General features: G+C 72.6%; 20 protein-coding genes. 12 read left to right on the top strand and 8 right to left on the bottom strand.

Features of this window, described 5'->3' with window-relative positions; all coding sequences use genetic code 11:
* Positions 1-7 precede the first annotated feature (7 nt).
* The 5 genes from JW592_RS02005 (at position 8) to JW592_RS01985 (ending at position 5,596) form a co-directional block, all read left to right on the top strand.
* Entirely contained in the window at positions 8-1,240 is a 1,233-nt protein-coding gene (locus tag JW592_RS02005; RefSeq protein WP_209263053.1) for an ROK family protein, read from the top strand.
* A gap of 5 nt (positions 1,241-1,245) precedes the next feature.
* The gene (locus JW592_RS02000) at positions 1,246-1,761 is read left to right on the top strand and encodes a GNAT family N-acetyltransferase (protein ID WP_209263052.1); all 516 of its coding nucleotides are present in this window, start codon (positions 1,246-1,248) and stop codon (positions 1,759-1,761) included.
* A 177-nt stretch (positions 1,762-1,938) separates the two neighbouring features.
* Positions 1,939-2,256: an SHOCT domain-containing protein gene (locus JW592_RS01995; RefSeq protein WP_209263051.1), complete on the top strand. Its 318-nt coding sequence runs from the start codon at positions 1,939-1,941 to the stop codon at positions 2,254-2,256.
* Positions 2,253-2,999 (top strand): ABC transporter ATP-binding protein, encoded by a 747-nt coding sequence (locus tag JW592_RS01990; RefSeq protein ID WP_209263050.1) that lies wholly within the window; start codon positions 2,253-2,255, stop codon positions 2,997-2,999. Before JW592_RS01995 ends, JW592_RS01990 begins: the two co-directional genes overlap by 4 nt.
* Positions 2,996-5,596, top strand: a complete 2,601-nt coding sequence (locus JW592_RS01985; RefSeq protein ID WP_209263049.1) for an ABC transporter permease — start codon at positions 2,996-2,998, stop codon at positions 5,594-5,596. The genes JW592_RS01990 and JW592_RS01985 overlap by 4 nt, the downstream gene beginning before the upstream one ends.
* A 51-nt stretch (positions 5,597-5,647) precedes the next feature.
* On the opposite strand, the gene JW592_RS01980 is transcribed toward JW592_RS01985, so the two are convergent.
* Positions 5,648-6,250 carry an ATP-binding protein gene (locus tag JW592_RS01980; protein ID WP_307805257.1) on the bottom strand — a complete coding sequence of 201 codons (603 nt, stop codon included), beginning with the start codon at positions 6,248-6,250 and terminating at the stop codon, positions 5,648-5,650.
* A 187-nt stretch (positions 6,251-6,437) separates the two neighbouring features.
* The gene (locus tag JW592_RS01975; protein WP_209263048.1) at positions 6,438-6,749 is read right to left on the bottom strand and encodes a hypothetical protein; all 312 of its coding nucleotides are present in this window, start codon (positions 6,747-6,749) and stop codon (positions 6,438-6,440) included.
* 137 nt (positions 6,750-6,886) lie between these two features.
* On the opposite strand from JW592_RS01975, the gene JW592_RS01970 reads away from it, so the two are divergent.
* Positions 6,887-8,053: a PLP-dependent cysteine synthase family protein gene (locus JW592_RS01970; RefSeq protein ID WP_209263047.1), complete on the top strand. Its 1,167-nt coding sequence runs from the start codon at positions 6,887-6,889 to the stop codon at positions 8,051-8,053.
* An 18-nt stretch (positions 8,054-8,071) separates the two neighbouring features.
* Here the strand turns inward: JW592_RS01970 and JW592_RS01965 are convergent, their stop codons facing one another.
* Both JW592_RS01965 and JW592_RS01960 read right to left on the bottom strand, forming a co-directional pair.
* Positions 8,072-8,560 (bottom strand): SRPBCC family protein, encoded by a 489-nt coding sequence (locus tag JW592_RS01965; RefSeq protein ID WP_209263046.1) that lies wholly within the window; start codon positions 8,558-8,560, stop codon positions 8,072-8,074.
* Positions 8,561-8,658: 98 nt separating this feature from the next.
* The gene (locus tag JW592_RS01960; protein ID WP_209263045.1) at positions 8,659-9,510 is read right to left on the bottom strand and encodes a DeoR/GlpR family DNA-binding transcription regulator; all 852 of its coding nucleotides are present in this window, start codon (positions 9,508-9,510) and stop codon (positions 8,659-8,661) included.
* A 248-nt stretch (positions 9,511-9,758) separates the two neighbouring features.
* Here JW592_RS01960 and JW592_RS01955 point away from each other — a divergent pair, with 248 nt between their 5' ends.
* On the top strand, positions 9,759-12,212 hold the full coding sequence (locus JW592_RS01955; protein WP_307805256.1) for a hypothetical protein: 2,454 nt from the start codon (positions 9,759-9,761) through the stop codon (positions 12,210-12,212).
* Here JW592_RS01955 and JW592_RS01950 read toward each other — a convergent pair.
* Positions 12,172-14,676, bottom strand: a complete 2,505-nt coding sequence (locus tag JW592_RS01950) for a right-handed parallel beta-helix repeat-containing protein (RefSeq protein ID WP_209263044.1) — start codon at positions 14,674-14,676, stop codon at positions 12,172-12,174. The two genes, JW592_RS01955 and JW592_RS01950, sit on opposite strands and share 41 nt — an antisense overlap.
* 197 nt (positions 14,677-14,873) lie before the next feature.
* Complete coding sequence (locus JW592_RS01945) at positions 14,874-15,470, bottom strand: Rv1733c family protein (RefSeq protein WP_229375066.1); 597 nt, start codon at positions 15,468-15,470, stop codon at positions 14,874-14,876.
* A gap of 535 nt (positions 15,471-16,005) precedes the next feature.
* Between JW592_RS01945 and JW592_RS01940 the strand changes: the two genes are divergently transcribed.
* Together JW592_RS01940 and JW592_RS01935 are read left to right on the top strand one after the other, a co-directional pair.
* Complete coding sequence (locus JW592_RS01940) at positions 16,006-17,418, top strand: family 2B encapsulin nanocompartment shell protein (protein ID WP_209263042.1); 1,413 nt, start codon at positions 16,006-16,008, stop codon at positions 17,416-17,418.
* An 89-nt stretch (positions 17,419-17,507) separates the two neighbouring features.
* Entirely contained in the window at positions 17,508-18,896 is a 1,389-nt protein-coding gene (locus JW592_RS01935) for a family 2B encapsulin nanocompartment shell protein (protein WP_209263041.1), read from the top strand.
* 69 nt (positions 18,897-18,965) lie between these two features.
* Here the strand turns inward: JW592_RS01935 and JW592_RS01930 are convergent, their stop codons facing one another.
* Positions 18,966-21,350 carry a phosphoketolase family protein gene (locus JW592_RS01930; RefSeq protein WP_209263040.1) on the bottom strand — a complete coding sequence of 795 codons (2,385 nt, stop codon included), beginning with the start codon at positions 21,348-21,350 and terminating at the stop codon, positions 18,966-18,968.
* 147 nt (positions 21,351-21,497) lie between these two features.
* Here JW592_RS01930 and JW592_RS01925 point away from each other — a divergent pair, with 147 nt between their 5' ends.
* The 3 genes from JW592_RS01925 (at position 21,498) to JW592_RS01915 (ending at position 24,819) form a co-directional block, all read left to right on the top strand.
* Positions 21,498-22,844, top strand: coding sequence for a helix-turn-helix domain-containing protein (locus JW592_RS01925; protein WP_209263039.1), 1,347 nt, complete (start codon positions 21,498-21,500; stop codon positions 22,842-22,844).
* A gap of 92 nt (positions 22,845-22,936) precedes the next feature.
* Positions 22,937-24,460 (top strand): acetaldehyde dehydrogenase ExaC, encoded by a 1,524-nt coding sequence (gene exaC, locus JW592_RS01920; protein ID WP_209263038.1) that lies wholly within the window; start codon positions 22,937-22,939, stop codon positions 24,458-24,460.
* Positions 24,460-24,819, top strand: coding sequence for a DUF779 domain-containing protein (locus JW592_RS01915; RefSeq protein WP_209263037.1), 360 nt, complete (start codon positions 24,460-24,462; stop codon positions 24,817-24,819). Before exaC ends, JW592_RS01915 begins: the two co-directional genes overlap by 1 nt.
* 107 nt (positions 24,820-24,926) lie before the next feature.
* Here the strand turns inward: JW592_RS01915 and JW592_RS01910 are convergent, their stop codons facing one another.
* Complete coding sequence (locus JW592_RS01910; RefSeq protein WP_209263036.1) at positions 24,927-25,604, bottom strand: DUF6643 family protein; 678 nt, start codon at positions 25,602-25,604, stop codon at positions 24,927-24,929.
* Positions 25,605-25,841: the final 237 nt, after the last annotated feature.

The raw sequence follows: 25,841 nt of genomic DNA, 5'->3' as shown, positions 1-25,841 counted from the left end.
TAGAGGCGTGACCCAGACGCGTACAACAAGGTTGGAGAGAGGGCGTTCGGCGCTCGGGCCCGCACTGGAGCTGGTCCACACCGGGCAGGCGCCCACCCGCGCCGTGCTCACCGCCGAACTGGGCGTGACCCGCGCGACCGCCGGGGCCGTCGCCGCCGAGCTGGAAGCCCTCGGGCTGATCACCGTGGACGCCCACCCCACCGCTCCCGTCGGCAGCCACGGCCGCCCCTCCCACCGGCTCGCCATCGACCCCGTCGGACCCGTGGCGCTGGCCGCGCAGATCCACGCGGACGGCTACCGCGCGGCGCTGGTCGGTCTGGGCGGGCGCATCCTCGCCACCGCACCAGGCTGCGGCACCGTGGACGCCGACCCCGCACAGGTCATCAGCGAAGTCGTGGAGGTGGGCGCCGAGTTGCTGCGCAGCACGGGGCGCCGCTGCGTCGGCGCGGGGCTCGCCGTGCCCTCGGCCGTCGCCGAGCCGGAAGGCACCGCACTCAACCCGCTGCACCTCGCCTGGGAGGCGGGCGCCCCGGTCCTCGACACCTTCCGGGCCTGCCTGGCCGAAGCCGGTGTGACCGGCCGCGCGGACGGCGCCGTGGTCACCGGCTTCGCCGCCAACGACCTGAACGTCGCGGCACTGGCCGAACACCGGCACGGCGCCGGACGCGGAGCCCGCCATCTGCTCGTCGTCGGCACCGGACACCACGGTGTCGGCGGCGCGCTCGTCCTCGACGGACGTCTGCACACCGGGAGTTCGGGCCTCGCGATGGAGGTCGGCCATCTGACCGTGGACCCCGAGGGGCGCCCCTGCCACTGCGGCAGCCGGGGCTGCCTGGACGTGGAGACCGACCCGGTCGCCCTCTTCGACGCCGCGGGACGGACGGCCCAGACCACCGGCTCCCTGCTGACCCAGGCCGCCGAACTCATCCGTACGGAGTACGCCACCGACCCCGCCGTCCGCGCGGCGACCGGCCACCTCATCGACCGGCTCGGACTCGGTCTGGCCGGGCTCGTCAACATCCTCAACCCCGACCGGATCGTGCTCGCCGGACTGCACCGCGCCCTGGTCGAGGCCGACGGCGAACGGCTGTGCGGCGTGGTCGCGGACCGCAGCCTGTGGGGGCGCAGCGGCAGCGTGCCCGTACTGCCCAGCGAGCTGGAGCACAACTCCCTGGTGGGCGCCGCCGAGTTGGCCTGGCAACCGGTGCTCGATGACCCGCTCGGGGCGCTGGGAGGATGACCCCCATGCGTATCCGAGCGGGTACCGCCCGCGAATTCGGCAGGCTCCAGGCGATCGAGCGCGCGGCGGGCCGATGGTTCCGTGACCTGGGGATGGACGAGATAGCCGACGACGAGCCGCCCTCGGTCCAGTGCCTGCGCGAGTACGCGGAGGCCGACGGGCTGTGGGTCGTCACCGAAGCCGCGGGCGGCCCCGCCGTCGCCTACGCGCTCACCGAACCGGTGGATGGCTGCCTGCACATCGAGCAGCTCTCCGTCCACCCGGACCAGGCCCGGCGCGGCATCGGGCGCTCCCTCCTCGACCACCTCGCGGACCGGGCGGCTGCCGGACGGATGCCGGCGCTCACCCTCACCACGTTCACCGACGTCCCCTGGAACGCGCCCTACTACGCCCGGCTGGGCTTCCGCACCCTGGACACGCGTGAACTCTCCCCCGGGCTACGGGAGATCCGCGCCAGAGAGTCAACAGCCGGTCTGGACCGCTGGCCCAGGGTGTGCATGCGCCGAGAGGTGGGCCACTAGGCGCATCCCGCGCGAGGGCGGACGTGCCGCCTTCCCCCGTCGCACCCGGGGCACCCCTCCCGTACTCCCCGGGAGGTACGCGAACTGCCGCTGGCCGTACGACGACCGGGCCCCCTCCCCGCGCGCACTCTCGGTAGCGAAAAGGCACCACCGACCGCTACCGAGGAGCTGAGACCCATGCAGACGCTGGCACACTGGCACGGCGACGGAGGGCCGGGGCCCTGGATTCTGCTGTTCCCCGTCATCTGGGCCGCCGTCATCGCGGGCGGAATCTTCCTGCTGCGCCGCACCGTCTGGCGCGGCCGTGGCCCCCGCGGCCCCTGGCAGAGGCCGCAGCCGCATGGCGGACAGGGCGCCGAGAGCCCGCTCGACATGCTCGACCGGCGCTTCGCACAGGGCGAGCTGGACGAGGACGAGTACTGGCGCCGCGTCTCCGTGCTGAGCGAGAGCACCCGCGAGCGCAGCCGGGACGCCTCCGAGGGCGGCAAGCGATGAGCGGCACCGCCGCGGCCCGCGTCACCGCTGCCGTGAAGGTCTACGGCAGCGGTGAGGTGGAGGTCCGCGCACTCGACGAGGTGACGCTCGGCTTCGAGACGGGCCGCTTCACCGCCATCATGGGGCCCTCCGGCTCCGGCAAGTCCACCCTGATGCACTGCGCGGCCGGGCTGGACACCCTCACCTCGGGGCAGGCCCACATCGGCGGCACCGAACTGGGCTCCCTCAGTGACAAGAAGCTCACCGTGCTGCGCCGCGAACGCGTCGGCTTCGTGTTCCAGGCGTTCAACCTGCTGCCGACCCTCACCGTCGCCGAGAACATCACCCTCCCGCAGGACCTGGCCGGCTCCCGTGTCGACCAGGAGTGGACCGAAGCCCTCATCGACGTCGTCGGGCTCGGCGACCGGCTGCGCCACAGGCCGAGCGAGCTCTCCGGCGGTCAGCAGCAGCGCGTCGCGGTCGCCCGGGCGCTCGCCTCCCGGCCCGAGGTGGTCTTCGCCGACGAACCCACCGGCAACCTCGACTCCCGCTCCGGCGAGGAGGTGCTCGGACTGCTCGGCCGCGCGGTGCACGAGATGGGCCGCACGGTGGTGATGGTCACCCACGACCCGGTGGCCGCCGCACACGCCGACGAGGTCGTCTTCCTCGCCGACGGCCGGCTGTCCGGGCGGATGCCGCAGCCGACTGCGGAGCGGGTGCTGGACCAGCTCAAGTCCTACGACCGTGCGGAGGCGGCCCGATGAGCGCCGACAGCAGAGCCGGTGCGAGCGCGGGCGGCAGTGCCCGCACCGCGCTGCGGATCAGCCTCGCCTCGCTGCGCACCCACAGGCGGCGCTTCGCCGGCACCTTCTCCGCTGTACTGCTGGGCGTAGCCTTCCTCACCGGCACCCTCGTCATGGGCGACACCCTGCGGGCCGGATTCGACACGCTGTTCGGCAACGCCACCAGCGGTACCGACGCCGTGGTGCGCACCGAGGGCGTCATCACCACCTCCGACGACGCCATGGGCACCCGCGGCCCGCTGCGCACCGCGGCGAGCCTCCGGGCCGTACGCGGCACGCCCGGCGTCGCCGCGGCTGAACCCAGCATCGAGGGCGCCGGGCAACTCGTAGGTGCGGGCGGCCAACCCGTCGGCGGCAAGGGCCCGCCCACCACAGCGGGCAACTGGATACACGACAAGGAGCTCAACCCCTACGAGCTCGCACGGGGCCGGGCGCCCCGCGCCTCCGGGGAGGCCGTCGTCAACGAGGGCGCCGCCGAGTCCGGCAAGCTCAAGATCGGGGACGTCACGACGCTGCGCACCCCCGACCCCGTACGGGTGAAGATCGTCGGCCTGGCCACCTTCGGCGGCGAGAGCGGCATGGGGAAGGCCACCTTCACCGGGCTGACCCGCGCCGACGCCGAGAAGTACCTGATGCCCGAGCCCGGCATGGCCGCCTCGATCCGGGTACGGGCCGAGGACGGCACCAGTCAGGGGCAGCTCGCCGAGCGCCTGGAGGCCGCGCTGCCCAAGGGAGTCGAGGCGGTCACCGGCGATGAGGCGGCCGAGGAGAACTCCGAGAACGTCTCCGGCCAGTTCCTGACCCTGTTCACCAGCATGCTGCTGGTCTTCTCGGGTATCGCGCTGCTGGTCGCCGTCTTCTCCATCCACAACACCTTCGCCATCGTCGTCGCCCAGCGCACCCGTGAGAACGCCCTGCTGCGGGCCCTCGGCGCCTCCCGGCGGCAGGTGCTGGGCACCACGCTCGGTGAGGCAGCGGCCGTCGGTGCCGTCGCCTCGGCCGTGGGACTCGCCGCCGGCATCGGCATGGCCGCCGGTCTCCAGGCGCTCTTCCCGGCGATCGGCTTCCCCTTCCCCGAGGAGGTGCTGGTCATCAAGGGGCTCTCGCTGCTGCTGCCGCTCGGGGCCGGGCTCGTGGTGTGCCTCGGCTCCGCGCTGCTGCCCGCCGTCCGGGCGGGGCGCACCGCGCCGCTGGCCGCGCTGCGGGAGACCGCCGCCGAGCACTCCCGCGTCTCCCGGGTGCGTGCAGCCGTGGGTGTCGTGCTCGGCGCCGCCGGTGCCGGGCTCACCGTGCTGGGCGCAGCCTCCGGCAGCAGGTCGGTGACCCTGACGGCGTCCGGTGCCGTCGCGGTGCTCGCCGCCTTCGTCGTCCTCGGCCCGGTGGCCGCGGCTCTCGCCGTACGGGTGGCGGGCAGGCCGGTCGCCAGGCTGCGCGGAACGGTCGGGGCGCTCGCCCAGCGCAACGCGCTGCGCAGCCCCAAGCGCACCGCGGCGACCGCCGGCGCGCTGATGATCGGCGTCGCCGTCGTCACGCTCTTCACCGTCTTCGCCTCCTCCCTGAAGGCGATGATGGACGAGACGGTCAGCCGCAACTTCGCCGGGGACGTCGCGGTCAGCACCCCCGGATTCGGCGCAGGTGGGAGCGGCCTGAGCCCCCGGCTGGCGCCGGCCGTGCAGCGGTTGCCCGAGGTGGACACCGCGCTCGGGCTGGGCAAGGGCGTCGCCCGCGTCAACGGCGTCGGCCAGGAGCTCACCGTCACCGATCCGGCGGCGCTGCCCCGCGTGCTGCACCTGGGCGAGGTGGACGGCTCGCTCACCGGCCTGGGCGCACACGGCATGGCCGTCTCCCGCAGCGAGGCCGCCGACCACGGCTGGCGGCCCGGCTCCACGGCGACGCTCGCCTTCACCGACGGCACCGAAGAGCGCTTCACCGTCCGGGCCGTCTACGAGACGAGCGAGCTGACCGGCGACTACGTCATCACCCACCGGGCGTGGGCGCCGCACCGCACCCAGGACACCGACAGTCTGCTGGCCGTCAGCTTCGAGGACGGCGTCTCGCAGGCGGCGGGCGAAGCCGCCGTCGAGCGGGTCGCCGAGCGCTACGGCGAACCGGATGTGCAGACCCGCGAGGAGTACGCGCAGTCCTCGGCCGCCGGTATCGACATGATGCTCACCCTCGTCTACGCGCTGCTCGGCCTCGCCGTCCTCATCGCACTGCTGGGCATCGCCAACACGCTCACGCTCGCCGTGTACGAGCGCACCAGGGAGCTGGGCCTGCTGCGGTCGGTCGGCCAGACACGCGGCCAGTTGCGGGCCATGGTGCGGTGGGAGTCGGTGCTGGTCGCCGCCTTCGGCACGGCCGGCGGGCTCGGGCTCGGTGCCTTCCTCGGCTGGGCCCTGGTACGAGCCACCGACAGCAGGGGCGTGAGCGTCTTCAGCCTGCCGCCGCTGCAGCTGACCGCCGTCGCCATGGCCGGTGTCCTGGCCGGCCTGCTGGCGGGCTGGCGCCCCGCGCGCAGGGCCGCGCGCCTGGACGTGCTGAGAGCTGTCGCCGCGTGACGGGCGCTCGCGGGCAAGCGCACCCCGCACGCCGGGTGCGCGGGCCGGGCCTCAGCCCGCTGCGGCGGGCTCCGCCTCGACGGGGGGCGGCACGGGGGCCGGGGCGGGGGCCGGATGGTCAGGTTGGGCGGTGTCGCGTGCGGCACCGCCCTTTCGGGTACGGTGCCGGGCTGCCGTATCCGGCGGCGGGACCGGGAGGGAGAACCAGACGATCTTCCCGGCGCCGTCGGGCTGGGTGCGCATCCCCCAGCTCTCGCTGAGGGACGCCACCAGCGCCAGCCCCCGCCCGCTGGTGGACAGCGGCTCGCCGGGCGCCGCACCGCGAATCCGCGGCAGCCGGGGATCGTGGTCGCGCACCGAGACCGTGAGCCGGTCCCACATGTAGGAGAGCTCCACGGTGCAGTGCTTGTCGGCGGGCGCGGGGCCCTCGCCGCCGCTCCGCCCCTCGGGGTCGGCGTGCCGGTGCACGTTGGCCAGCAGCTCGGTCAGCCCGAGGGCTGTCGTGTCGATGAGGGCGTCCAGGCGCCAGTACCGCAACTGGGCGGAGACGATTCTGCGGACCTGGCCTATCCGCGAGGGCAGCGCCTGGAACTCCACGGCACAGTGCCGCTCCGGAGGGATGTGCTTGCTCGTGCTGCTCGGTGGACTGATCACGACTGTGACTCCCTCACGAGGGGCCGCCCGGTGGGCGGGGGACGGATCACATGTGACGTGCGCTACAGAGCCAGGATGAGAGCGGACGAGCGGAGGTGCAAACGCACAGCGACGATTCGGTCACGCAGGGGCTCAGTGTCTGCCCGCTGTCTGTCCGGTGTCTGCCCGGCGGTCGTTCGACGCGCGTTCATCTGCCGAGTACGCCGCGCTCGGCGGCGGCCTTGGCCCGCGCAGTCCGCACGGCCGCCAGCAGTCCCTCCCGGTGCCGCAGGCCGAGGCGCAGCAGATAGCTTCTGCCGCCCAGCGTCGCCAGTGCCTGATCCCGCAGCCCGTAGCCGCTGATCCGCACCTCCTCGACCGGCGCGCTGTCGATCTCACTGCCGTAGCTGGTCATCAGCACCAGCTCGCCGTCCCGCACCAGCACATGGCCGGCCCGGGTGAGTGAGCGAAGCATCCGGCTGATCCCGACCCCCGTCGCGTCGAACTCCGGCTCCGCCACGTCACACCGCCTCCCACCGCGTCCTGCCGAGCAGGGGTACCCCCCAGCGGTGTCCGTACACCTGGAGAAGCTCCACCCCTCGCCGTGAGCATGCCCACGTCCGGGCCTGTCTACCAACCCCCCTCTATGATCGGCCCGTGAGCACCACCGAACCTGCCCCTCCCCTCCCCGACCTCCCCACCCGGGACGTCGACCGCAGCGACCCGGACCACCGGCGCTGGCTCCAGGAGGCGGTACGCAAAGTGCGGGCCGAGAGCGGCCGCAGCGCCGACACGCACCTGCTCGCCTTCCCGCTCCCCGAGGAGTGGGGCATCGACCTGTACCTCAAGGACGAGTCGACCCATCCCACCGGCAGCCTCAAACACCGCCTGGCGCGCTCGCTGTTCCTGTACGCGCTGTGCAACGGCTGGATCCGCCCCGGGCGGCCCGTGATCGAGGCGTCCAGCGGTTCCACCGCGCTGAGCGAGGCGTACTTCGCGAAGCTGATCGGGGTGCCGTTCATCGCCGTGATGCCGCGCACCACGAGCAGCGAGAAGACCCGGCTGATCGAGTTCCACGGTGGCAGCTGCCATCTGGTCGACGACCCGCGCACCGTCTACGAGGTCTCCGCACGGCTCGCCGCCGAGAGCGGCGGCCACTTCATGGACCAGTTCACCTACGCCGAGCGGGCCACCGACTGGCGCGGCAACAACAACATCGCCGAGAGCGTCTACGGGCAGTTGAGCCGCGAGCGGCACCCGGAACCCGCCTGGATCGTGGCCACCGCGGGAACCGGCGGCACCTCAGCGACCTTCGCGCGCTACATCCGCTATATGCAGTACGACACCCGTGTGTGCGTGCCCGACCCGGAGAACTCCTGTTTCTTCGACGGCTGGACGCGCGGCGACCCGGACGCCGCCAGCGAGACCGGCTCCCGTATCGAGGGCATCGGGCGGCCGCGGATGGAGCCCAGCTTCGTCCCGGGAGCCATCGACCGCATGATGAAGGTCCCGGACGCCGCCAGCGTCGCCGCCGTGCGCACGCTCGACCGTGTGCTGGGACGCAAGGCGGGCGGCTCCACCGGCACCGGGCTGTGGAGCAGCCTGCGGATCGTCGCCGAGATGCTGGCCGCGGGGGAGCGGGGCAGTGTCGTCACGCTGCTGTGCGACCCCGGCGAGCGGTACCTGGACAAGTACTACTCGGACGCCTGGCTCGCCGAACAGGGCCTGGACATCGTGCCCTACGCACGCACCCTGGAGCGCTTCCTGGCCACCGGGGACTGGACGGAGCCGGCCTGGCCCGTCCGCGCCGGCACCCCCGCATAGCGAGAGCCGCGCACGGCGTCAGGGGCGCAGCCTGCGCTCCAGCTTCCGCATGGCGTCCCGGAACGAGATCCCCAGTCCTGGCTTGCCCAGCCGCAGCACCGTACGCAGCGCGGGGGTGCCGTCGACCGCCATGGTCCAGCGCACCCTCGCGCCTCCGGCCGGAGAAGGGGCCAGGTGCCAGTCCTCCAGCAAGGCGCGAACGCCCGGTGCGTTGGTGCGGTCGACCCGGTAGGCGTACCGCTCACCGGGGAGCGCCGCCATGACCGTCTCGTCGAAGAAGCCCCCGCCCCTCAGCCGGACGTCCCGTCCCTTGCCGTCGGCCGTCGGGCGCAGCTCGGTCACCGCGGTGAACCAGCTCGGCCACGCCTCCACCTCGTGAGCCAGCGCTGTGTAGACCCGCTCGACGGGCACCGACAGATCGGCGGTGAAGGAGAGCCGCAGCGGTGCGGTGTCGGCGAAGTCCAGCACCACGGGACGCAGTTGCCGAACCGGCAGTTGACGTGCCATACGAACGACCCCCAGCGGTACGCGAACGGGTGTGCGGTGCGACCACCCTAGCGCCGCCTGCACTCCGGCGGCGCCTGTCGGTCCACGCCCCGTACGCGTCAGAGCGCGTCCGCCGCCTCCTCCGCATCCTGCTCACCGGCCACCACCAGCTCCGGCAGCCGCTCCCGGATCTCCTCGCGCGCCTCCGGCGGCATCCCGCCGTCCGTCACCAGCGCGTCCACCTGATCCAGGGAGGCGAACGAACTCAGCCCCACCGTTCCCCACTTGGTGTGGTCGGCCACCACGATCACCCGGCGTGCCGAGCCCACGAAGTGCCGGTTCGTCTCGGCCTCGGCCAGATTCGGCGTGGAGAGCCCGGCCTCGACCGATATCCCGTGCACCCCCAGGAACAGCGCGTCGAAATGGAGCGAGCGGATCGCCGCGTCCGCCACCGAACCCACCAGCGAGTCCGAGGGCGTACGCACCCCGCCCGTCAGCACCACCGTGGCCGCACCCGCACGGGTCCCGCCCGCCCCGTTGCTCGCACGCTGCGCGGAGTGGAAGACATCGGCGACCCGTACCGAGTTGGTGACCACCGTCAGATTCGGCACGTCCAGCAGGTGCCGCGCCAGCGCGAACGTCGTCGTACCGCCAGAGAGCGCGATCGCGGTGCCCGGCTGGACCATGGTGGCGGCCGCGCGTGCGATGTCCTCCTTCGCGCTCAGCTCCAGCGAGGACTTCGCCTCGAACCCGGGCTCGTGCGTGCTCGCCTCGGCGACCGGGACCGCACCACCGTGCACCTTCTCCAGGGCGCCCTGCCGGGCCAGCGCGTCCAGGTCGCGCCGCACCGTCATGTCCGAGACCGACAGCTTCCGGGTCAGCTCGTTGACCCGCGCCCCGCCCCGCCGCCGCACCTCCTCCAGGATCAGCGCACGCCGCTGCTCGGCGAGGAGGTTCTGGTTGTCGCTCACTGCCGCTGTCTCCGTTCCTTCCTGACCGACTCGTCGGGGCTGTGGGGGAGGCCGCCGGTGGGGCCATCCTCCCATGCGCGCATCCGGGGCGCTCCTGTCACGATCCGGCACCGGGCACGCCACCTTCACCCGTGAGGGGGTGGCACAGCGGCCGTCCGGACGGTGATGCTGTCACAGGTATCCGACACGCTGTCACACACAGCCGATGCATAGCTGACACACCGTTCGGGGGACTCGGGGGAAGCACAGTGCCGTCAGACCACGCACCCGACAGCGCACCCGGAAGGCCGGGCCTGGCGCTGGAACTGCTCGTACACGGAGTGGGGGGAACCACTCCCGCCGAGATGCTCGGCGACCCGCGCACCGAGCGCGTCACGGGGGACAGCACGGCGGCGATACACCGCCGCACCGAGGACGTGGACGCCGAGCGGCACCCCGAGGACTATGCGGGCAGGCCGGTCCCGGAGGCGTACTGCTGGTCGAACCTCACCTCGGGCAACGGGGCCCGCGCACTGTGGCTGATCCTGCTGCCGTTCATGGTCGCCAACCTCGCACACTGGACCCGGCCGGCCGCACACGGCCGCCGCCGCACCGTGCGGCTGCACGGCCTCCTGGTCCGGCTGATCGCGCTCTCGCTGACCGTGCTGCTGATCGCCGCCGCCTGCGAGGTGGCGCTCGATTTGATCGCCTGGCAGTGCGCCGGAAGCGAGCGCTGCGCCCAGGAGCGCACCTGGCTGGGCTTCATGGCCGCGCCGCAGGAGTCCGGCGACCCCGGCGGCTGGTGGAGCCAGCCCGGCCGCAGGCTCGCGCTGGCCGCCGTGCTGCCCACCGCCGTGACGATGCTGCTGTGGTGGCTCTCGCACCGCACCTGGAGCGCGTACGAGTCCCAGCCGCCGCTGGAGCGCACCGTGCCCGAGGACGCCCCCGCCGCCGACGGGCGCCCGCCGTTGTCGTTGCCCGGGTTCTGGTACGGCAAGCGCCTCGTCGCCCGGCTGCGCGCCGCGCACACCGCCGCCGGTTTCCTGACCGTGGCCGGGGCCCTCACCGCCGCCACGACCAAGTACGACCGGACGCCCGGCGGCAACGCCGTGCTCGATGTCTGCGGTTGGCTGCTGACCGGGCTGGTGCTGACCGGCGCGGTCTGGGTGCTCCATGTCGTCTGCCGCAGGGGACGCAAGGAGGGCGAACCGGACGACGAGGCGGACTCGCCGGCCGTGCACGGGCTGCCCGGCGCCTCCCTCGCCGTACTGCTGCTCGCCGCCGTGCACAGCGGCTGGAGCCGCCCCGGCTGGACCTCCAGCGGCCCCCTCCCCGGGGACGAGGCGTTCGGCGTCCTCGCGGTGCTCCAGGGCGCCCTCGTGGTCGCGCTCGGCGTCCTCGGACTGCGGCTGCACCGCATCACCAGGGCGCCCCGTACGGCGCTGGCCGGGCTGGCCTCCGGCTGTGTCGGGATGCTCGCCTGCGCGCTGGGCGGACTGCTCTCCGGCGGCGTCTCCCAGCGGGTCGGGGACTGGCTGGACGGGCCGGGCACCCCGGGCCAGGGCGGCGGACACATCGCCGGACCGCCCATCGTGCTCACTTGGCAGGCGTCCGTCATCCCGGTGCTGCTCGCGCTGGTACTGCTGCTGGCCTGCTGGTTCGTCTTCCGGGTATGGCGCGACGCGCGGCGGCTCACCGACGATGTGGCGGCCGGCTACCCGGACTCTCTGCCCGACGAGTCGCGATCCCGCCGGATCGCCTCGGCGATCGCCAGGGCCGGCCTCACCGACCAGGCGCCCTGGCTGGTGGCCACCGTCGCCGCCACCACCCTCGTGCTTGGCGGCGCCGCCGTGGTCGGCACGCTGTGGACCGGACAGGTGCCCGGCGAGGCGACCGACGGGGCCCCCGACTTCGTCGCGGGGTTCGCCGACACCGTCCAGGCCCTCGGCTCCTGGCTGGTCGGGTTCGCCTTCGTCCTGCTGCTGGCCTGGAGCCGCCGCGCCTACAAGGACGCCTCGGCCCGCCGCACCGTCGGCATCCTCTGGGACGTGGGCACCTTCTGGCCGCGCTGCGCCCACCCGTTCGCGCCGCCCTGCTACGCCGAGCGCGCCGTGCCCGACCTGGCCTGGCGGATGGCGATGTGGACCGACCAGCGGCCGGAGCGCCGCCTGGTGATCTCCGGCCACTCGCAGGGCAGCGTGCTGGCGGTGGCCGCCGTATGGCAACTGGACCCGGACACCCGTCGCCAGATCGCGCTGCTCACCTACGGTTCCCCGCTGGAACGCCTCTACGGGCGCTGGTTCCCCGCCTACTTCGGGCCGCACCGGCTCGCCGCGTTCCACGACGGCCTGGAGTGCTGGCGCAACCTGTGGCGGCTGACCGACCCGATCGGGGGCCCCGTGCGGCCGGAGAGCGCCGACACCCCCGAGCCAGGACCGCTCGCGGAGTGCCGCGGCGTGGACCGCGGCCCGCTGCGCGACCCGCTCGTCTACGGCCGCACCCGTGAACTGCCATTGCCCGAGCCGATCCTGGCGCACGGCGACTATCGGGCGGACCCCGCCTTCACCCAGGAGCGCGCCGGACTGCTGGCCCGCCTCAAGAAGCGCTCCGTACGGTTCCGGCAGCCCACGGAGGGCGTACCGCGGCAGCCCGAGCCGGACCCGGACCCGGCTCCGGACCGGCTCAGTGGGAGTCGGGCAGGTCCGACGGGTAGAGCAGGGTGAGGTCCTCGGTGCTCGGGTCGGGCAACTGGGCGACCCGGCCCGCGTGCCGCTCGACCATCGCCTCGAACGTCTGCCGCGCCGTACGCCCGTTGCCGAACGAGGGTCCCTTGGGCATCCGCGCGAAGTAGCCGAGCAGCGCCTGCCGCGAGCCCTCACTCAGGTGGTACTCGTGCTCCTCGGCCTGCTGTTCGACGATGCGCAGCAGCTCCTCCGGCGCGTAGTCACCGAAGGTGATCGTGCGCGAGAAGCGGGAGGCCACGCCCGGATTGGCAGCCAGGAAGTGCTCCATCTCGGTGGTGTAGCCCGCCACGATCACCACCACGTCGTCGCGGTGGTCCTCCATCAGCTTCACCAGTGTGTCGATGGCCTCGCGGCCGAAGTCCCGGCCCGAGTCCTGCGGGGCGAGCGCGTACGCCTCGTCGATGAACAGCACCCCGCCCTTGGCCTTCTCGAACGCCTCCTGGGTGCGGATCGCCGTGGAGCCGATGTGCTCGCCCACCAGGTCGACGCGGGAGACCTCGACCAGGTGTCCACGCCGCAGCACACCGAGGGAGCGCAGGATCTCGCCGTAGAGGCGGGCCACCGTCGTCTTGCCGGTGCCCGGTGAGCCGGTGAAGACCAGGTGCCGTCGCGCGGAGGCCGCCTTGAGCCCTGCGGCCTCCCGCCAGCGGCCGACCTCGATCATGTCGGTGAGCGCCCGCACCTCGCGCTTGACGCTCTCCAGCCCGACCAGCGCGTCGAGTTCGCCCAGCACTTCCTTGGCCGGACGCGGCGCGTCCCCGGCCGGGTCCTCACCCGTGGGGTCGTCCCCGGGCGCACCGGCGGCTGCCGGAGCCCCCGCGAGCCCGGTGGTGAGCGAGCTTTCCGAGCGCTGCCTGGGGAGTGCGGCCTGCGCGGTCAGCAGCCCGGCCGAGCCCTCGGCGGCGGAGGCATGCGGGGCGGTGGCGGAGGCCGTGCCGCTCGTCGCGGTGGCGGGCAGCGCGGTGACGGCTGCCGCGCTCTCGTCGCTGGTGCAGTCCTCCACGATCGGGCCTTCCTCGGCGAACTCGTAGCCCCCGCGCGTGCACCGGTCGGTGCGACAGCGGCGCAGCGTGGTGCGGCAGCCGTCGATGACGTGGAAGCCGTAGCCGCGCGAGCCGGTCACCCGGCAGTTGTGGAAGGTCCCGCGCCCCTCGGCCGACACATAGAACCCGGCCTCGCCCGAGCCGCTGACCGTGCAGCGCTCGACGGTGGGGTCCGCGCCCTTGGTGACGATGACGCCGGTCGCCGCCTGGTCGATGGTGCAGCCGTTGAGCACCCCGCCGCTGCCGTGGTCGCGGAACCAGGCACCGGTGGCCGCCTTGCTGATCCGGCAGTCGTCCAGCTGGACGATCGCGCCGTCGCTCACCGAGACGGCGGTGCCGCGCACCTGGGAGAGGTCGCTGTCGAGCACATCGGCGCGCGAGCCCCGGTCCAGGACGAACAGCGCGTCGGGCACCGAGTGCACCCGGCAGGTGTCCAGCACCGCTGTGGCGCCGTCGCTCACCCACACCGCCGGATAGTCGCCCGTACTCTCATGTATCTCACAGCCGTTGGCGTCCGCACGGGTGCCCGGGTCCCACACCGACAGACCGTTGCGGCCGAAGCGGCGCACTGTCGAGCGGGTCAGGGTGAGCACGGAGCGGGAACGCAGATCGACCGCGTTCTCCGGGATGTCGTGGATGTCGCAGTCGGCGAGGGTGAGCACGGCGTCGCCCTCCAGGGTGACCCCGTCGGCCGAGGTGCGGTGCACCCGGCAGTCGGTGAAGTGCCCGCTGGCGCGCGCCGCGACGCGGAGCCCGCTGCCTTTGATCTCGTACACCTCGCAGTCCAGCGCCTCCAGAGTGCTGCCCTCACCCTGGAGCGCGATACCGGCTCCGGAGGCGAGGTGCACCTTGCAGTGCGCCAGGCGCGGACGGGCGCCGTCCCGCACCTGGACCCCGGACTGGCCGGCGGCGACCACCTCGCATTCCTCGTAGACGCCGCTCGCCCCGCCGGTGATGCTGATGCCGATCCCGGCCGGGTTGTCCACGGTGCAGCGCCGCACCGTGGGCCGGGCGCCGCCGCGCACCTCGATGCCCGAGGCCGAGCGGGTCATCACCCGCAGCCCGGCCAGCTCCGGCGCCGCGTCCTCCACCAGCACGGCGGGTACGGCAGAGTCCTGGCCCTCGATCTGGAGGTCCTGGACGAGCGCGGCGGAGCGCACGGTCAGCGCCACGCCGTCGGAGGGCGCGATACGCACGGGCCCGGAGCCGCCGCGCTCCGGGCCGCGCAGGGTCACCATGCGCTCGATGACGAGGTTCTCCCGGTAGGTGCCGGGCGCCACGGTGAGTACGTCACCGTCGCCGGCCGCCTCCAGCGCGGCGGACAACGACGCGTATTCGCCCGTACGCCGCCGCCACCGCGACGTGCCGCTGTGCGTCACCTGGACCGAGCCCTGTGCCATGGAGTGCTGTGCCCCAACCTCGTGCGTGCCAAGATGCGTTAAGCCTGTCGCACGGAATGCCGAGTGCGCCGCCCGTGCCGGCCGCACCACCGTAGCGTGCGCTGGTGGTCCTCGGTGACGGGTCCAACCGAGTGACCGGCACGGACACCTTTTTGGAACCCTTTTCGGAACCGTTTCGAAAGCTGCCAGGCGCCGCGTCAGTTGCTGGTGCCGGTGCGGCCCCAGTCGGGACCGATGCGTACCCACTCCGCGTCCCAGCGCGCGTACCGGCGCCGCATCAGCAGCCGTACGGTCACCCGGCGCCCGGCCTCCAGTGCTGCGGTGGTGCAGGCCGCGGCGGCCAGTCCGGCCAGCAGCGCGTACGAGCCGGCGCTGCGCGTGCTCATCGGGCGGGAGGTCAGACGGCCGTGCGAGTCGGCCCACACGTGGAACCGGTCGCCGGGCTGCACAAGGCGGCGCAGCACGACCGTTCCGGTGTGCGGGGTGCCGTCGGAGCCGGTCCAGCGTGCCGCGACCCGGTGGCGGTTCGGCGCCCCGGCCGCTGTCTCTGTCTCGGAGTCCAGCGGCGGCAGAACGGTGACGTGCTCGGCCGTCGCCCAGATCCGCTGCCGGTCCCGCTGCTGCTCGTGTGCCGTGCGCAGCAGCACGTCGTGGGCGGCCTCCGCCGCGGCCCAGCCTGCCAGCGGGGCACCCAGGACGATCAGCAGCGCGGCCCACAGGGACAGCCACGCCTCACGGCGGTCGGTGCCGCGGCACAGCGGATTTCCGCGCCAGCGCCACAAGCCGACGATCATGCGCACGGCCGCTCACCCCCTTCTCGCCGTCCCTCTACGTACCTCACCGGGAGCGGTGCATGCACGAGAAGGGCCGAAGGGCCCCGAATTGCGGGGTGCGACCGTCCTGCGGTCTTCGGGTCCGCTGTCTCCCTGTCCGTCAGTCGGGCTCTTCGTCCGTCCGTCGGGCTCTTCGCCGGCTCGCTTCGTTCCCCTCGTGGTCGGAGCGAGTTTACTGAGTGGGTTTCCGGTCTCCGACAGCGGGCGTGGATCAGAGTCGCCTGCGCCCCCTTGTGCGCCCGCACCTCCGGAGAGGTTTACGGAGCGGCGGATGATATTCCCGCTTCCGGAGTTGTTGCGGGCGGTGATCATTTATGAAATTTCATTACCGTGCGTGAGGAAAGTGTGGTCGAAGGGCGGCCCGTACCCAGCTAATCGCGCGGGCATTCGGGGGCCGCTTGCATCTTTTGAGCGATTGCCGCTGTTCTCGCCGCTCACTTAACTTCGACCCGCAGCAGCTGAATTGACTGATCATCACGAGGACAGGCGGTGTCGGATGACGACTGCGGCGGAGCGGGATTCCGGTAGCGAGAGCGCGGAGCAGGCCCAGCAGAGCCTGGCCACAGCAGCGGCACGGAATCTCGCGACCACCACGAAGACACCCCCGCAGATGCAGGGGATCACCTCGCGGTGGCTGCTGCGGGTCCTGCCATGGGTCCAGGTCACCGGTGGCACCTTCCGGGTGAACCGGCGGCTGAGCCACACCCTCGGCGACGGCCGGGTCGAGTTCGTCTCCACCGGCTCCGAGGTGCGGGTCATCCCGCTGGAGCTGACCGAGCTGCCGCCGCTGCGCGGATACGAGGACCAGGAGGTCCTGAGCGCCCTCGCCGACCGCTGCGAGCAGCGCGACTTCGGCCCCGGAGAGGTGATCGTCGAGGAGGGCGCGCCGGCGGACCGGCTGGTCCTGATCGCCCACGGCAAGCTGCGCCGCTCCGTCCGCGGCAGGTACGGCGAGGACATCACCCAGGGCGTGCTCGCCGACGGCGACTTCGTCGGCGACGACCGGCTGACCGGCCAGACCGGCACCTGGGACCACACCCTCACCTCGCTCACCAGCGGCACCGTCCTCACCCTGGAGCGGCGCGCCTTCGACGCCGTCCTCGCCGACTCCGACTCGCTCCGCTCCCACCTGGCCGCCACCCGCTCGCTGATCCCGTCCCAGCGCACGGAGAACGGCGAGTCCGCGATCGAGCTGGCCTCCGGCCACGTGGGCGAGCCGCCCCTGCCGGGCACCTTCGTCGACTACGACCTCAGCCCGCGCGAGTACGAACTGGAAGTCGCCCAGACCGTGCTGCGCGTCCACACCAGGGTCGCCGACCTGTACAACCATCCGATGAACCAGCTCGAGGAGCAGCTGCGGCTCACCATCGAGGCGCTGCGCGAGCGCCAGGAGCACGAGCTGGTCAACAACCGTCAGATCGGCCTGCTGCACAACGCCGAGATGAGGCAGCGCGTCCACACCCGCTCCGGCCCGCCCACGCCGGACGACCTCGACGAGCTGCTGGCCACCGTGTGGAAGGACCCCAGCGTCATCCTGGCCCACCCCAAGGCGATCGCCGCGTTCGGCCGCGAGTGCAGCAGGCGCGGGGTCTACCCGCAGTCGGTCGACTACGAGGGGCACTCCCTGCCCGCCTGGCGCGGCGTGCCCATCCTGCCCTGCAACAAGATCCCGGTCAGCCGGCAGGGCAGCACCTCCATCATGGCGATGCGCACCGGCGAGAAGGCACAGGGAGTCGTCGGGCTGCACCAGACGGGAATCCCCGACGAATACAGCCCCGGCCTCTCGGTGCGCTTCATGGGCATCAACGAAAAGGCCGTCATGTCCTACCTGGTGAGCGCCTACTACTCCGCTGCCGTCCTCGTGCCCGACGCGCTCGGAATCCTCGAGGACGTCGAACTCGGGCACTGACACCGCGCCCGGACTCGGGACACCGGCGGACAGCCGCCGTCGGCACACCAGGACAACAGGCAGTCGGAAACACCAGGAACCGGGTACAGATGACGACGCATCCCGAAGAAGTCCAGCAGCACGACCGCTCGAGCCTCTCCACAGCGGCCGCGCGCAAGCTCACCACCACCACCAAGACGCCGCCGCAGATGCAGGGGATCTCCCCCCGCTGGCTGCTGCGGGTACTGCCCTGGACGGAGACCACCGGCGGCAGCTACCGCGTCAACCGGCGGCTCACCCACACCCTGGGCGACGGCAGGATCGAGTTCGTCTCCACCGGCACCGACGTCAGCGTCATCCCGGCCGAGCTGCGGGAGATCCCACTGCTGCGCGGCCTGGAGGACGAGGCGTCCCTGCGCGCGCTGGCCGACGGCTTCACCCAGCGCGAATACGCGCCCGGTGAGGCGCTGGCCGTGCGCGGCGAGCCCACCGACGAGCTGCTGCTGATCGCGCACGGCCGCGTCGTCAAGCAGGCCGCGGGCCAGTACGACGACGAGATCGAGCTCGGTGTCATCGCCGACGGCGACCACGCCGGCGATCAGATCCTCACCAACGACCCAGGAAGCTGGGAGTACACGCTGCGCGCCACCACGCGCTGCACCGTACTCGCCCTGCCCCGCAGCACGTTCCAGCAGACGGTGGAGGCAGCGCCGCCGCTGCGCCGGCACCTCGACACCCTGCTGGCCCGCTCCGTACCAGCGCAGAACCGGCGTGGCGAGGCCGATATCGCGCTGGCCTCGGGACACGTCGGCGAGCAGCCGCTACCCGGCACCTTCGTCGACTACGAACTGCGCCCCCGGGAGTACGAGCTGGCCGTCGCACAGACCGTGCTCAGGGTCCACAGCCGGGTCGCCGACCTCTACAACGACCCGATGAACCAGGTGCAGGAGCAGCTGCGGCTCACCATCGAGGCGCTGCGCGAGCGCCAGGAGAACGAGCTGGTCAACAACCGCGAGTTCGGGCTGCTGTACAACGCGGACCTCAGCCAGCGCATCCGCGCCCGGTCGGGCCCGCCGGCGCCCGAGGACCTGGACGAGCTGATCTCACGCCGCCGCAAGACCCGCTACCTGCTGGCGCATCCACGTACCATCGCCGCCATCGGGCGGGAGTGCAGCAAGCGCGGCATCTACCCCGAACAGACCCAGGTCGAGGGCGCCAGGGCGCACGCCTGGCGCGGCATCCCGCTGCTGCCCTGCGACAAGATCCCGGTACGCGGGGACGGGACCAGTTCGGTGCTGGCCATGCGCACAGGCATGGAGGACCAGGGCGTCATCGGGCTGCACCAGACCGGCATCCCCGACGAGGTCCAGCCCTCCCTCAACGTCCGCTTCATGGGCATCGACGAGAAGGCGCTGATCTCCTACCTGGTGAGCGTCTACTTCTCGGCGGCCGTCCTGGTGCCGGACGCGCTGGGCATTCTGGAGGACGTCGAGGTCTGACCCGGCCCGACCGAACCCCTCAGCAGGGGTCCGGCCCCAGGTGGCAGGGGCCGGATCCCGGACCGGAGGTCACCGGCCCGGCCAGCGCCAGTCGGTGACCTCCGGCATGTCCGCGCCGTGTGCGAGTACGTACTCCCGGTGCCGCTCGCGCAGATCGGCCGCCCGCTGCCGCACGCTCGCGGCCCGCGCGCCCAGCCCCGGCGTCCGGTCGATGACGTCCATCACCAGGTGGTAGCGGTCCATGCCGTTGCGCACCACCATGTCGAACGGCGTCGTCGTCGAGCCGGACTCGCGGTAGCCGCGTACCGCCAGCTGGCCGTGCACGGCTCGGGAGTACGTCAGCCGGTGCACCAGCCACGGATAGCCGTGGTACGCGAAGATCACAGGCCGGTCCCGGGTGAAGACGGTGTCGAACTCCGCGTCACTCAGGCCGTGCGGATGCTCGGTGGGGCTCATCAGCCGCGCGATGTCCACCACATTGACCACCCGCACCGCCAACTGGGGCAGCCACTCGCGCAGCAGTGAGGCGGCCGCCAGCGTCTCCTGGGTGGGCACGTCCCCTGCGCAGGCAAGCACCACATCGGGCCCGTCACCGCGCTCGGTGCCGGCCCACCCCCATACGCCCACGCCGCGCGCACAGTGGGCACGCGCCTGGTCGAGATCCAGCCAGTCGAAGCACGGGTGCTTGCCCGCCACCACCACGTTCACCGTGTCCCGGGTCCGCAGCGCGTGGTCGGCCACGCACAGCAGGGTGTTGGTGTCCGGCGGCAGATAGACCCGCACCACGTCGGGGCTCTTGCTGAGCACATGGTCGATGAAGCCGGGGTCCTGGTGCGAGAAGCCGTTGTGGTCCTGGCGCCAGGCGTGCGAGGTGAGCACGTAGTTGAGCGCGGCGACCGGCCGCCGCCAGGACACCTCCCGGGCGCTGTGCACCCACTTCACATGCTGCGCCGCCATGCTCGCCACCAGGTTGGCGAACGCCTCGTAGGAGGCGAACAGCCCGTTCCTGCCGGTCAGTACATACCCCTCCAGCCAGCCCTGGCACAGGTGTTCGGAGAGCACTTCCAGTACCCGCCCGTGCCGGCCCAGATGCTCGTCGGTGCCCAGCAGCCCGGCCTGCCAGCCGCGGTCGGAGGCGGCGTAGACCGCGGAGAGATGGTTGGAGTCCGTCTCGTCGGGACCGAACAGCCGGAAGTCACGGCGGTCCTCGGTGGCCGCGAGCAGTCCCCTCAGCAGCTCACCGAGCGCCCGTGTCGGCTCGTGCGCCCCGGCCCCGGGCCGCTCCACCGGCACCGCGCACGACTCCAGCGGGGGAAGCGGCAGCTCCCGCAGCAGCCGACCGCCGTTCGCCTCGGGAACGGCGCCCAGCCTCAGATCCCCCTCCGGTACGCACTCCAGCACCTCGGGCCGCGGCCTGCCGTCCTGGTCGAACAGCTCCTCGGGCCGGTACGAACGCAGCCACTCCTCCAGCTGCCGCAGCCGCTCCGGATCGTCCCGCACCCCCGGGAGCGGCACCTGGTGGGAGCGCCAGGTGCCCTCGACCGGCTCCCCGTCCAGCTCCCGGGGGCCCGACCAGCCCTTGGGCGTACGCAGCACCACCATCGGCCAGTGCGGCCGCCCTGCCGCCTCGACGGCACCGGAGCGGGCGGCGCGCTGGATGGCGCCGATCCTCTCCAGCGCCCTGTCGAAGGCCGCGGCCAGCGCCCGGTGCGCCTCCAGCGGCGAGGTGTCCTGCTCAGCCGTGACGAACAGCGGCTCGTAGCCGTAGCCGCGCATCAGCGCGCCCAGCTCGTCCTCGGGCAGCCGGGCCAGCACCGTCGGGTTCGCGATCTTGTACCCGTTCAGATGCAGCACCGGCAGTACGGCGCCGTCGTGCACCGGGTCCAGGAACTTGTTCGCGTGCCAGGAGGTGGCCAGCGGTCCCGTCTCCGCCTCGCCGTCGCCGACCACCGCGCACACCAGCAGATCCGGGTTGTCGAACGCAGCACCGTAGGCGTGGGCCAGTGCATAGCCCAGCTCGCCGCCCTCCTGGATCGACCCGGGGACGCTCGGCGATGTATGGCTGGGGACGCCGCCCGGCTGGGAGAAGTCCGCGAACAGCCGCTCCATGCCGGCGCCGTCCCGCTGCACGTCCGGCCGCAGCTCCTGATAGCTGCCGTCCAGCCAGGCGCCCGCCAGCACGGCAGCGGCCCCGTGCCCCGGCCCCCACACCCCCATGGCGCGCTGCCCTCGCTCGCTGATCAGCCGGTTGAGATGGGTGTGGACGAGAGTGAGACCGGGGCAGGTGCCCCAGTGGCCCAGCAGCCTCGGCTTGATGTGCTCGGGCCGCAGCGGCTCGCGCAGCAGCGGGTTGGCACGCAGATACAGCTGGCAGGCCGAGAGGTAGTTCAGGGCACGCCACTGTGCGTCCAGCGCCTCGGCCTCGCGGTCGGTGAGGGACATGGGTTCCGGCATGCCCGATGGGTACCAAGGAGCGCCGGTTCCGACACCCCGCGACGGTCAGCGGGCCGGAACGGGGTCAGGTGGCCGAACCGTGGTCAGTGGGGGCGATACTGCGCCGGAGCCGTTGTCTGCCGCCCGCGTGCGCTGCACGATGACGGGGTGCGCAATCCATGGCTGGCGCTCGAGGCGGGCGCGGACGCGACCCAGCGGGCCGGGCAGCTGCGCCGCGCCCACGAACGGTTCCTGACCGGCGGCCCCATCGCCGCCCCCGTCCGCGAGGTGGTGGCCGACTCCTGGCGCCGCTGCGCCGGGGCGCGGCTGGGCCCCGAGAGCATGGCCAGAGTCGAGGTGGACGACGCCGGACTCGCCGTGCGCCGCGCCACCCACCCGCTGGCCCACGCGATGCCCGTCTTCCGCGAGCTGCTGGGAACCATCGCCGACGACGGAGCCCACCTGCTGTCCGTCTGCGACGAGCGGGGCACGATGCTGTGGGTCGAGGGCCACCGCCAGGTGCTGCGCCGCGCCGAGCGGATGAACTTCGTGCCGGGCTCCCAGTGGGCCGAGCGCGCCAGCGGCACCAATGCGCCCGGCACCGCGCTCGCCGTCGACCACGCCGTCCAGATCTTCGCCGCCGAGCACTACTGCCGGCCCGTACAGTCCTGGACCTGTGCGGCGGCGCCCGTGCACGACCCGCACACCGGCCGGGTCATCGGCGCCGTGGACCTCACCGGCGGCGACCACCTCGCCTCACCGCACAGCCTGGCGCTCGTCCAGGCCACGGCGCGCGCGGCCGAGGCACGGCTGGCCGCACTCGAACCGGAGCCCACCACGCGCGGCACACCGCCGCCGCGGAACGGCTGCACGCTCGCCGTCCTCGGCAGGGACGAGGCGCTGCTGCACACCCGGGCGGCCCGGGGCGGCGGCGGGCCGCTGCGGCTGGGCCGGCGGCACAGCGAGATCCTGCTGCTGCTCGCGGCCCACCCCGACGGGCTGAGCGGCGAGGAGCTCGCCCGCGAACTGTACGGCGAGCGCGACGTCAACCCCGTCACCCTGCGTGCCGAACTCTCCCGGCTGCGGCACCTTCTCGGACCGCTGCTGGCCTCCCGCCCCTACCGGCTGCGAGACCGCCCGCATACCGACTACGACACCGTCGCCGACGCGCTCGCGGCCGACGACCCCGCGGCCGCCCTCGACGCGTACAGCGGCCTTCCGCTGCCCGGCTCCCAGGCGCCGGGCGTCGTACGGCTGCGCAGGCTGATGGAGCAGCGTCTGCGCCGCCGCCTGCTGGCCAGGCCGGAGGCGCGGCTGCTGGAGAGCTGGCTGTGCACCGCGGAGGGGGAGCAGGACCTGGAGGTGTGGGAGGCGCTGCACGCCGTACGGCCCACCCCGCACACCGCGATACGCGTGGCCGAACTGCGGAAGTCCTACGGCCTGTTGCCGCCCGAGCCGCCGTCCCTTCGGACCGGGGAGCGGCGCGCAACGTATCCGCAACGTTCCCGGAACTAGCCTCCCGGCAACCGCGCCGCCGACCGAGGGCGGCCGGGACAGCCGAGTACCGGCGAGGACGCCTGGTACGCCGAGCACAGGGAGGCACAGCAATGAGCCGCTACGCCGCACCGGGAACCGATGGCGCGCTGATGAGCTACCAGCCGCGCTACGACCACTGGATCGGCGGCAGCTATGTCGCCCCGAAACAGGGCGGCTACTTCGAGAACCCCACCCCGGTGACGGGCCGGCCCTTCACCGAGATCGCCCGCGGTACCGCCGAGGACGTCGAGCGCGCCATCGACGCGGCCCACGAGGCGGCACCCGCCTGGGGCCGTACGCCGCCCGCCGAGCGCGCCCAGGTCCTCAACCAGATCGCGCAGCGCATGGAGGCGCACCTGGAGGAGCTGGCGGTCGCCGAGAGCTGGGAGAACGGCAAACCGGTCCGCGAGACGCTCGCCGCCGACATTCCGCTGGCCATCGACCACTTCCGGTACTTCGCCGCCGCGATCCGCGCCCAGGAGGGCTCGCTCTCCCAACTGGACGAGGACACCGTCGCCTACCACTTCCATGAGCCGCTGGGCGTGGTCGCCCAGATCATTCCCTGGAACTTCCCCATCCTGATGGCTGCCTGGAAGCTGGCTCCCGCGCTCGCCGCGGGCAACGCCGTCGTCCTCAAGCCGGCCGAGCAGACCCCGGCCTCCATCCACTACTGGATGAGCCTGGTGGCCGACCTGCTGCCGCCCGGCGTCGTCAACATCGTCAACGGTTTCGGCGCCGAGGCGGGCAAACCGCTGGCGAGCAGCGCCCGCGTCGCCAAGGTCGCCTTCACCGGCGAGACCACAACAGGGCGGCTGATCATGCAGTACGCCTCGGAGAACCTCAAGCCCGTCACCCTGGAGCTGGGCGGCAAGAGCCCCAACATCTTCTTCGACGACGTCTCGGCCGACCAGGACGACTTCTACGACAAGGCCCTCGAAGGCTTCACCATGTTCGCCCTCAACCAGGGCGAGGTGTGCACCTGCCCCTCACGCGCCCTCATCCAGCGCAGCCACTACCGGGCCTTCCTGGACGCGGGAATCGAGCGCACCGAGGCCATCGTGCAGGGCCACCCGCTGGACACCGACACCATGGTGGGCGCCCAGGCATCCAACGACCAGCTGGAGAAGATCCTCTCTTACCTCGACATCGGCAGGCAGGAGGGCGCCAAGGTCCTCACCGGCGGCGCCCGCGCCGAACTGGGCGGCGAACTGGAGGGCGGCTACTACGTACAGCCGACCATCCTGGAGGGCGGCAACCGGATGCGGGTCTTCCAGGAGGAGATCTTCGGGCCCGTCGTCTCCGTCACCGGGTTCGAGGACTTCGACGACGCCATCGCGATCGCCAACGACACCCTCTACGGGCTCGGCGCCGGTGTGTGGACCAGGGACGGCTCCCGCGCCTACCGCGCCGGGCGCGCCATCCAGGCCGGACGAGTGTGGACGAACTGCTACCACCAGTATCCAGCTCACGCTGCATTCGGCGGCTACAAGCAGTCCGGCATCGGCCGCGAGAACCACCACATGATGCTCGACCACTACCAGCAGACGAAGAACCTGCTGGTGAGCTACTCCGCACAGAAACTCGGCCTGTTCTGATGGACGGAACGCAGCCGGAGCGGGTCGCCGTCACCGAGGCGGCGGCCCGGCTCCTGCGGGAGCTGACCGGAAAACACGGACCGCTGATGTTCCATCAGTCCGGCGGCTGCTGCGACGGCAGCAGTCCCATGTGCTATCAGCGCGGCGAGTTCCGCACCGGGGACAGCGATGTCCTCCTCGGCGAGCTGGAGATCGAGGGCGTGCCGGAGCCGGTGCCGTTCTGGATGTCCGCAAGCCAGTTCGCGTACTGGAGCCACACCCATCTGACCGTCGACGTCGTCCCCGGCCGGGGCAGCGGCTTCTCGCTGGAAGCACCGGAGGGAGTCCGCTTCCTGATCAGATCCCGGCTGCTGAACTGAAGTGCTGCACCGTGCCCGGCCCCGGGGCGCCGTCCCGGGGCCTCGGGGCCGGCGGCCGGGGAGGGCGGGGGAGGGGCCGAGGCCGACAGATCCGCTGTGCGCAGCGCTCAGTAGCCGCGGCCCGGGTACTGGTGGCCGCCGTCGTAGGGGTCCTCGTACTGGTTGGGCATCGGCCGGGGTGCCGCCGGCCGGGGCGCCACGGGGCGCATGTACTGCGTCGCCTGGTTGTGCACCGGCTGCTGTTGGTACTGCTGCACCTGGACCTGCGGCTGCTGCGGCTGCTGCACGGGCTGCTGCTGCGCCGGGCCCCCCGGCCCCGGGTAGCCGTAGCCCCGCGGCGGCGCCTGCTGCGGGATGTGCGGTGCGGGTGTGTGCTGCAGTGGTACCGGACCACCCTGACCGGCTCCGCCACCGCCGGGCGGCAGCGCCGCAGGCGCCTGTCGCACCGGCTGCTGCCGCATCGGTGCCGACTGCTGCGGTGCGGGCTGCGGCATCTGCGGCTGGGGCGCGGCAGGTCCCGGGTAGCCGCCGTAGGAGGGCGCGGGGGTGTGCTGCAAAGGCGCGGGGTGCATCTGCTGCTGCGGCGCGGAAGGGCCCGAAGGCAGCGCGGGAGGCAGCGCCGCGAGCGCGCTGCCCGTGCCCCCCGTGTCATAGGCCGACGGCACCCGGATGGGAGCGATCTGCGGCGTGCCCCGCTCGGCGACGAGACTGTCGTAGATCGGCGTCTCGGGGTAGGACGGTGCAGCGTAGTAGCCGCCGCTATAAGAGCTGCGGGGGGAGGTCATGCTCATAAGTTAAGCCCAAAATCAGCATCGGCACTAGAGAGGTACAGAAGGAACGCCTGCCCCACCTGCATCAGTGCAGGCGGGAGCCGGTTTTCGCCCCACCGGGGGCAGCCGCGCCAACGGCGCACGCGCGGGAGCCCGAACAGGGCGAATACCCCCCATGCCGACCACGGTGACGGCTGGTCAGGCACAGGGAACTGGCTTGTTCCCGCCTGTCCCTGTTTCGGGCGCGCGGGA

This window comes from Streptomyces spirodelae, assembly GCF_017676385.1.
Classification (GTDB): domain Bacteria; phylum Actinomycetota; class Actinomycetes; order Streptomycetales; family Streptomycetaceae; genus Streptomyces; species Streptomyces spirodelae.
Note: the sequence above shows the minus strand (reverse complement) of the source record. Positions and strands in the feature narration are given on the sequence as shown.

Coding starts and splice junctions, on each gene's coding strand:
- JW592_RS01910 (WP_209263036.1), bottom strand. CDS start 25,604: ATGACCTCCCCCCGCAGCTCTTATAGCGGCGGCTACTACGCTGCACCG.
- JW592_RS01995 (WP_209263051.1), top strand. CDS start 1,939: ATGCAGACGCTGGCACACTGGCACGGCGACGGAGGGCCGGGGCCCTGG.
- JW592_RS01940 (WP_209263042.1), top strand. CDS start 16,006: ATGACGACTGCGGCGGAGCGGGATTCCGGTAGCGAGAGCGCGGAGCAG.
- JW592_RS02000 (WP_209263052.1), top strand. CDS start 1,246: ATGCGTATCCGAGCGGGTACCGCCCGCGAATTCGGCAGGCTCCAGGCG.
- exaC (WP_209263038.1), top strand. CDS start 22,937: ATGAGCCGCTACGCCGCACCGGGAACCGATGGCGCGCTGATGAGCTAC.
- JW592_RS01985 (WP_209263049.1), top strand. CDS start 2,996: ATGAGCGCCGACAGCAGAGCCGGTGCGAGCGCGGGCGGCAGTGCCCGC.
- JW592_RS01950 (WP_209263044.1), bottom strand. CDS start 14,676: ATGGCACAGGGCTCGGTCCAGGTGACGCACAGCGGCACGTCGCGGTGG.
- JW592_RS01930 (WP_209263040.1), bottom strand. CDS start 21,350: ATGCCGGAACCCATGTCCCTCACCGACCGCGAGGCCGAGGCGCTGGAC.
- JW592_RS01990 (WP_209263050.1), top strand. CDS start 2,253: ATGAGCGGCACCGCCGCGGCCCGCGTCACCGCTGCCGTGAAGGTCTAC.
- JW592_RS01935 (WP_209263041.1), top strand. CDS start 17,508: ATGACGACGCATCCCGAAGAAGTCCAGCAGCACGACCGCTCGAGCCTC.
- JW592_RS01915 (WP_209263037.1), top strand. CDS start 24,460: ATGGACGGAACGCAGCCGGAGCGGGTCGCCGTCACCGAGGCGGCGGCC.
- JW592_RS01965 (WP_209263046.1), bottom strand. CDS start 8,560: ATGGCACGTCAACTGCCGGTTCGGCAACTGCGTCCCGTGGTGCTGGAC.
- JW592_RS01945 (WP_229375066.1), bottom strand. CDS start 15,470: ATGATCGTCGGCTTGTGGCGCTGGCGCGGAAATCCGCTGTGCCGCGGC.